General features: G+C 67.5%; 7 protein-coding genes. 6 read left to right on the forward strand and 1 reads right to left on the reverse strand.

Annotation, left to right across the window (positions count from 1 at the left end; all coding sequences use genetic code 11):
- The 5 genes from Q0X16_RS07880 to Q0X16_RS07900 form a co-directional block, all read left to right on the forward strand.
- Positions 1-1,060: 3-hydroxyacyl-CoA dehydrogenase NAD-binding domain-containing protein (locus Q0X16_RS07880; protein WP_297832955.1), on the forward strand; the 1,060-nt coding region annotated here is incomplete at its 5' end.
- Between the two features lie 231 nt (positions 1,061-1,291).
- Entirely contained in the window at positions 1,292-1,948 is a 657-nt protein-coding gene (locus Q0X16_RS07885; protein WP_297832957.1) for a response regulator transcription factor, read from the forward strand.
- Between the two features lie 72 nt (positions 1,949-2,020).
- Positions 2,021-2,530, forward strand: coding sequence for a hypothetical protein (locus Q0X16_RS07890; protein ID WP_297832958.1), 510 nt, complete (start codon positions 2,021-2,023; stop codon positions 2,528-2,530).
- Between the two features lie 54 nt (positions 2,531-2,584).
- Positions 2,585-2,755 (forward strand): hypothetical protein, encoded by a 171-nt coding sequence (locus Q0X16_RS07895; protein WP_297832960.1) that lies wholly within the window; start codon positions 2,585-2,587, stop codon positions 2,753-2,755.
- Positions 2,756-2,765: 10 nt separating this feature from the next.
- Positions 2,766-3,404: a DUF3592 domain-containing protein gene (locus Q0X16_RS07900; protein ID WP_297832962.1), complete on the forward strand. Its 639-nt coding sequence runs from the start codon at positions 2,766-2,768 to the stop codon at positions 3,402-3,404.
- A 117-nt stretch (positions 3,405-3,521) separates the two neighbouring features.
- Here the strand turns inward: Q0X16_RS07900 and asnB are convergent, their stop codons facing one another.
- Positions 3,522-5,219, reverse strand: a complete 1,698-nt coding sequence (asnB, locus tag Q0X16_RS07905; RefSeq protein WP_297832965.1) for an asparagine synthase B — start codon at positions 5,217-5,219, stop codon at positions 3,522-3,524.
- 251 nt (positions 5,220-5,470) lie between these two features.
- Here asnB and Q0X16_RS07910 point away from each other — a divergent pair.
- Positions 5,471-6,852, forward strand: a 1,382-nt coding sequence (locus Q0X16_RS07910; protein ID WP_297832966.1) for a penicillin acylase family protein, incomplete at its 3' end; no start/stop codon positions are given.

Here is a 6,852-nt window from a genome sequence, read left to right on the forward strand (position 1 = left end):
CGAGGTGACGCTGCAGGACCGCGAGCAGCGCTTCATCGACCCGGCCATTGCGCGCGCGCAGGCGCTGTTCGAGAAGAAAGTGAAGGATCCCGCCAAGCGCCCCGAAGTCGCGGCGCGCCTGAAGTCGGACCTGAGCGGCGACGGCGTGCCGGACGCGGATCTTGTGATCGAAGCCATCATCGAAAATCCGGACGCCAAGCGCGCGCTGTACCAGGCGCTGGAGCCGCGCATGAAGGCGGACGCGCTGCTGACCAGCAACACCTCGTCGATCCCGCTGGACGAACTGCGCGAGCACATCGCCCGCCCTGCGCAGTTCGCCGGCTTGCACTATTTCAACCCGGTGGCGCAGATGCCGTTGGTGGAGATCATCCATCACGACGGCATGGACGCCGAGACCGAGCGCCGGCTGGCCGCGTTCTGCAAGGCGCTGGGCAAGTTCCCGGTGCCGGTGGCCGGCACGCCGGGCTTCCTGGTCAACCGCGTGCTGTTCCCATACATGCTGGAAGCCGCCACGGCCTATGCCGAGGGCATCCCCGGCCCGGCCATCGACAAGGCGGCCGTTGCCTTCGGCATGCCGATGGGCCCGATCGAACTGCTGGACACGGTGGGTCTGGACGTGGCCGCCAGCGTCGGCAAGGAACTGGCGCCCTTCCTTGGCCTGGAGGTGCCGGCGGCACTGGCCACCGTCCAGCCCAATCAGCGCGGCAAGAAAGACGGCCAGGGCATTTACAAATGGGAGAACGGCAAGGCGGTCAAGACCTTGCCTGGCGCCAGCTACAAGCCGCCCGAAGACCTGGAGGATCGACTGATCCTGCCGCTGCTCAACGAGGCGGTGGCCTGCCTGCACGCCGGCGTGGTGAGCGACGCCGACCTGCTCGACGCCGGCGTGATCTTCGGCACCGGCTTCGCGCCGTTCCGGGGCGGCCCGATCCAGCACATCCGCACCGTCGGCGCCGACGCGCTGCTGGAGCGGCTCAAGGCGCTGCAAGCGAAATACGGTGAGCGCTTCGCGCCCAGACCCGGTTGGGACGCCGCCGTGCTGCGCGAACCCATCGAATGAGCGCGGCTTGAACTGACTGCGGCAGTGTTGTCGCGAACATGGAGACCTTCGCGATTCCCGTGGAACGGGGCTTGCCTGACGCACCACCGCAGTGCAGCCTGTCGGGATGAAAATCCCGTGCATGCAGGCATCGGACCCAACCCGGCCGGCTGCGCCGTGGTGGCTCCATTTGCCGGTGCCCCCCGCAGCCGAGGGATACCCGGAAGCGGCGGCAGGCGGGAACATCACGCCATGACCGCGATCCCCGCCCGCGCACTGCTGCTGGAAGACCTGCCCGAGGTTGCGGACTGGCTGACCGCGCTGCTCGCGCAGCGCTTTCCCGGGATCCACGTCGATCACGCAGCGACGTTGGGCGAGGCCAGACGCTTGCTCGATTCCGACATCCAGCCGCAGCTGGCGCTGGTCGATCTCGGCCTGCCCGACGGTGACGGCACCGCGCTGATCCGCCCGCTGGCGCAGCGCTGCCCCGGTTGCACCATCGTCGTGACGACCCTGTTCGGCGACGACGCCCACGTGTTCCCGGCGCTGCGCGCCGGTGCCCACGGCTACCTGCTCAAGGACCAGCCGGAGGAGCGCCTTGCCGCAGCGCTCGACGGCATCCTGCGCGGCGAGCCGCCGCTTTCGCCGGCAATCGCCAAGCGCCTGCTGCGCGCCTTCCAGCCGATGGATCCCGACCCCTCGCCCGGTGCGGAAACCCTCACCGCCCGCGAGCGCGAAGTGCTGGTGCTGGTCAGCAAGGGCTGCCGGTTGCCGGAGCTGGCCGAGAAGCTCGAAATCAGCCGCCACACCGTTTCCGACCATCTCAAGTCGATCTACCGCAAGCTCAACGTCAACAGCCGCGCCGAAGCCACGCTGGAAGCCGCGCGACTGGGGCTGGTGCAGATCTAGCCCGCCACCCATTCCAAGGTTTCGCGCGCCAGGGAGGGTGCGCACCCGGTTCCGGAGGATGACCGCCACGACATGTCCACCGAACCGCCCGTGCCTCAGACGTTGCCGAGCAAAGCCGGCTCCACGCCCTGGCTGCCACGCATTGCCTCGGTGCTGGCCACCGCCTTGCTGGCGACGCCGCTTGCCGGCGCGGTCGGCGGTGCGATCCTGTTCGGCGCGCTGTGGATGGCGCAGCCCGGGGACGCCACGTCCGTCCTGCTGCTGGGGTTCGTGTTCTACGGCGCGCTGTTCGGCAGCATGCTGGCCTGGCAGGTGACCTTGCTGATCCTGCCCGTACTCGCCCTTGCGGTGCATGTCTGGCGGCCCCGCCTGCGTTGGTTGTTGCCGCTGGCCGGGTTGGTCTCCGGCGCACTGCGTTTCAAGGACGAGGTCCCTGGCGTATTCCACGATTCCTGGGCCGGCGGTCCCAACCTCGGTCAAGCCATGCTGCTTGCGGGTGCCGCCGGCGGCCTGATTGCCGGTCTGCTGCTGGCGGTTTTCCCGCACAGATTGGCCCCTCGTGCATTCCAACCCCGACCCTGAGCAATGTCCGGTCTCCATTCGACCCTCCACGACATGTTCGCCATTTCGGAGAACATGACTGCCCGTAACGGCACGCCACGTGCCGACACGCGCGCACCGGCACGGGTATTCCTGCCCGACATGGGGATGCCGCTCTGGTATGGACAACTGCGCGACCGCAAGTCCCGCCGCGACGACGTCGGAATTCCGGCCGGACTGTTCCGACACATTGCCTGCGGGCCATAACCCCATGCCCTTGTCATTCGGCCTGTTCGCACTGCCACTGCTGCTGATGGGTCTGGGGCAGTTGCTGATGCTGTTGCCGGAACGCCTGCTGCGCGGCATCGCCGGGGCACGCGGGCCACTCGCCATCGCGATGCTGCCGTTCGCGCTGGGATTGACGCTTCTGGGACTGCTGCTGGCCTGCCAACAGGGAAGTGACATCTGGCACGCCCGACAAACGCAGCGCTGGGCAACGGTATCGGCACGGATCGAATCCAGTCGACTGGTCGAAACCATGCAGCCACGCTCCAGCCAGCCCGCATGGCGTCCGGACGTGACATACGTTTACCGATTCGACAATCGTCTCCACCGCGGCCACCGCATCGCCTTCAGCCCTACCGCCAGCGGCGATCGCGAAGGCACCACGCGTTGGCTGCGGGCGCACTATCCCCCCGGTGCCCAAGTGCAGGTCTTCGTCAATCCATCAGCACCCTCCGAGGCTGTACTCGAAGCCGGTGGCTCAGCGTGGTCGTGGTGGTTCGTCGGGATTGGCCTTGTACTGGCCGGCAGCGGAGCCTGGCTACTGCGCAGCGCGTGGCGCCCCTACCCTACCGATCTGCCTCGAAATGGCCGGAAGAGCGAAAAGACGAACCCGTACGATCAACATCGCTGACGGGCAGCATTGGCGACCTCGATGTGCTCACGGGAAAGCTTTCACGCAAGCACGTCCGGATGCCTCCAGACCTACGCCGACATGGCAGATTCTTCATACGTTTTGTGAGACCTCATCTCAAACCGCTTCCACCGCCTTCGCATGCACGCCTGCCACCGCGCGACCCGACGGGTCGGCCATCGCCTCGAAGCTGGCGTCCCACGCAATCGCCGCCGGTGACGAGCAGGCGATCGACTTGCCCCCCGGCACCGTCTCCGCAGCAGCCGTGCCCGGATACAGGCGCTCGAACAGCGTGCGGTAGAAATACGCTTCCTTGGTCTGCGGCGGATTCACCAGAAAACGCTTGTCGGCGGCGGCCAGTTCACGGTCGGACACCTGCGCCTCGGCGTGCGCCTTCAGGCCGTCGATCCAGCCATAGCCCACGCCGTCGCTGAACTGCTCCTTCTGTCGCCACAGGATTTCCTTTGGCAGATAGCCATCGAACGCCGCGCGCAGCACGCCCTTCTCCATCCGCTGCGGGCCGGCGCTGCCCTTGTCCACCATCTTGAATTTGGCATCCATGCGCATCGCCACGTCCAGAAACTCGCGATCCAGGAACGGCACGCGCGGCTCCACGCCCCAGGCCATCATCGATTTGTTGGCGCGCAGGCAGTCGTAGTTGCACAGCGCGTCGATCTTGCGCACCAGTTCCTCGTGGAACGCGCGCGCGTCCGGCGCCTTGTGGAAATACAGGTAGCCGCCGAATATCTCGTCGCTGCCCTCGCCGGACAGCACCATCTTCACCCCCATCGCCTTGATCCGCCGCGCCAGCAGGAACATCGGCGTGGAGGCGCGGATGGTCGTCACGTCGTAGGTTTCGATGTGGCGGATCACCTCCGGCAGCGCGTCGAGTCCTTCCTCGAAGGTGTACTCGAACCCGTGATGCACCGTGCCCAGCATTTCCGCGGCCACCTGCGCCGCCGCCAGGTCCGGCGAGCCCTTCAGGCCAATGGCGAAGCTGTGCAGGCGCGGCCACCACGCCTCGCTGGCGTCGCCATCCTCGATCCGGTTGCGCGCATAGCGCGCCGCCACGGCGGCGACCAGCGAGGAATCCAGGCCGCCCGAGAGCAGCACGCCATAGGGCACGTCGGTCATCAGCTGGCGATGCACGGCAGCCTCGAACGCCTCGCGCAATTCCTGCGCAGGCACCTCCACGCCGGCCACGGCGTCGTAGTCGCGCCACGGGCGTTGGTAGTACCGCGTCAGCTCCCCGGTGGCGCTGTCGAACCAGTGCCCCGGCGGGAACTGCGCCACGTCCTTGCAGTCCTCGGCCAGCGCCTTCATTTCCGAAGCCACCCGCAGCCGTCCCTGCGCATCGTGGCCCCAGTACAGCGGCACCACGCCGATGGGATCGCGGGCAATCAGGGCACGGCCGGTGCCCTTGTCCCACAGTGCGAAGGCGAAGATGCCGTTGAGGCGGTTGAGGAAGCTGTCCGGGCTGTCCTCGCGGTACAGCGCATTGATGACCTCGCAGTCCGATTCGGTCTGGAAGGCGTAGGGCTGCCGCAAGGCTTTCTTCAGCGCGCGATGGTTGTAGATCTCGCCGTTCACCGCCAGCGCCAGTTGCCCGTCATCCGAGAGCAGCGGCTGCGAACCGCCCGCAGGATCGACGATGGCCAAGCGTTCGTGTACCAAAATTGCGCCCTCATCCAAATACACCCCACTCCAGTCCGGCCCACGGTGGCGCTGACGGGCGGAGCGCTCCAGCGCCTCACGGCGCAACTGCTGGCTTTCATCACGCGATTGCAGGTCAAAAATTCCGAAGATCGAACACATGGTGGGCTCCTGAAACCGGATGTCGCATAACGAAAAAGCCCGCGCCTTGCGGCGCGGGCTTGGTGGGATTCGGCTGTCTCGCTTGCCTAGGCGCAGGCCCGCAGCCGCGCACGCGTTGTCGCCGCGCGGTTATTGCGGTTTCCGTTGCCAAACGGTGAGAAAATTTCTCCCATGGCTTGATCCTGCAACAAGTTCTTGCCATTTTGCAAGTCCCCGCGCATCGTCCATGCGCCCCCGAATCCGGAGAATCGATGCGCAAATGGCTCTGGCGCTTGACGCTGGCCTCGTTCGTGGTGCTGGTGCTCATCGCGCTGGCCTACGTCGGCGCATTGCGGCTGCTGCGCGGAAGCTTGGCACAGCTTGACGGGCGACGGGAGCTGCCGGGCCTCAGCGCACCGGCGACCATCAGCCGCGACATCAACGGCACGGTCACCATCGATGCCGCCAGCGAAGCGGACGCCATGCGCGCGCTTGGGTTCGTGCACGCGCAGGAGCGCTATTTCGAGATGGACCTGATGCGGCGCAGCGCCGCAGGCGAGCTGGCCGAGCTGGTCGGCGACGCCGCACTCGCGACCGACAAGCGGCACCGCGTCCACAGACTGCGCGCCCGGGTCGAAGCCGGCATGGCATCCATCGTGGGCGAGAAGGGCGCCGTGCTCGACGCCTATGTCAATGGCGTCAACGCGGGCCTCGACGCCCTGCGCGCCCGGCCCTGGCCCTACCTGCTCCTGCGCCAGTCTCCCCTGCACTGGCGCGCCGAGGACTCGCCGCTGGTCGCCTATGCGATGTATTTCGACCTGCAGGGCGGCGAGGACGCCGACGCGCTGGCGCTCTGGCGGATGCGCCCTTATCTGCCGAAGGAAATCTACGCCCTGCTGACGCGCGACGGCAGCCGCTGGGATGCGCCCCTGCAGGGCGCTCCGCGCGGCGATGCGGCGCTGCCCGAGGCGTATGAGGTGCAGTTGGGAAGCCTGCCGGCAGCCACCGGCCTGCCTGCCCGGACAGAACCGGCAGGGGCACCCGGCAGCAACCAGTTCGCTGTGGCCGGTCCGCTGACCCGGGACCGCCGCGCCCTGCTCGCCAACGACATGCACCTGACCCTGCGTGCGCCCAACATCTGGTTTCGTGCGCGCCTGCGCTATCCCGACCCGGCCGCACCGGGCGGCAAGGTCGACGTCCAGGGACTGACCCTGCCCGGACTGCCGCTCGTGGTCGCCGGCAGCAACGGGCATATCGCCTGGGGCTTCACCAACAGCTACGTCGACACCATGGACTGGAAGGTGGAAACGCCATGCGACACGCGTCGCACGGACGGCTGCGCCTCCCTGTCCAGCCATCTGGAAATGATCGAAGTGGCGAACGGGAAGCTCGCCGCGGTCGAAGTCCAGGAGACCGAATGGGGCCCCGTCCTGGCGACCCTGCCCGACGGCCGCGTGCTGACCCTGCGCTGGGTGGCGCACCTGCCCGGAGCGGTCAATCTCGGGCTGGGCCGGTTAGCGACCGCCGCCGACGTCGATGCCGCCCTGGCCATGGCCGACGACATCGCCCTGCCCACCCAGAACCTGATGCTGGCAGACTCCAAGGGCGGGATCGCCTGGCGCCTGCTGGGCCCGATCCCGCAGCGGGCGGAGAC

Source organism: Thermomonas sp. (assembly GCF_025993755.1).
Lineage (GTDB): Bacteria > Pseudomonadota > Gammaproteobacteria > Xanthomonadales > Xanthomonadaceae > Thermomonas.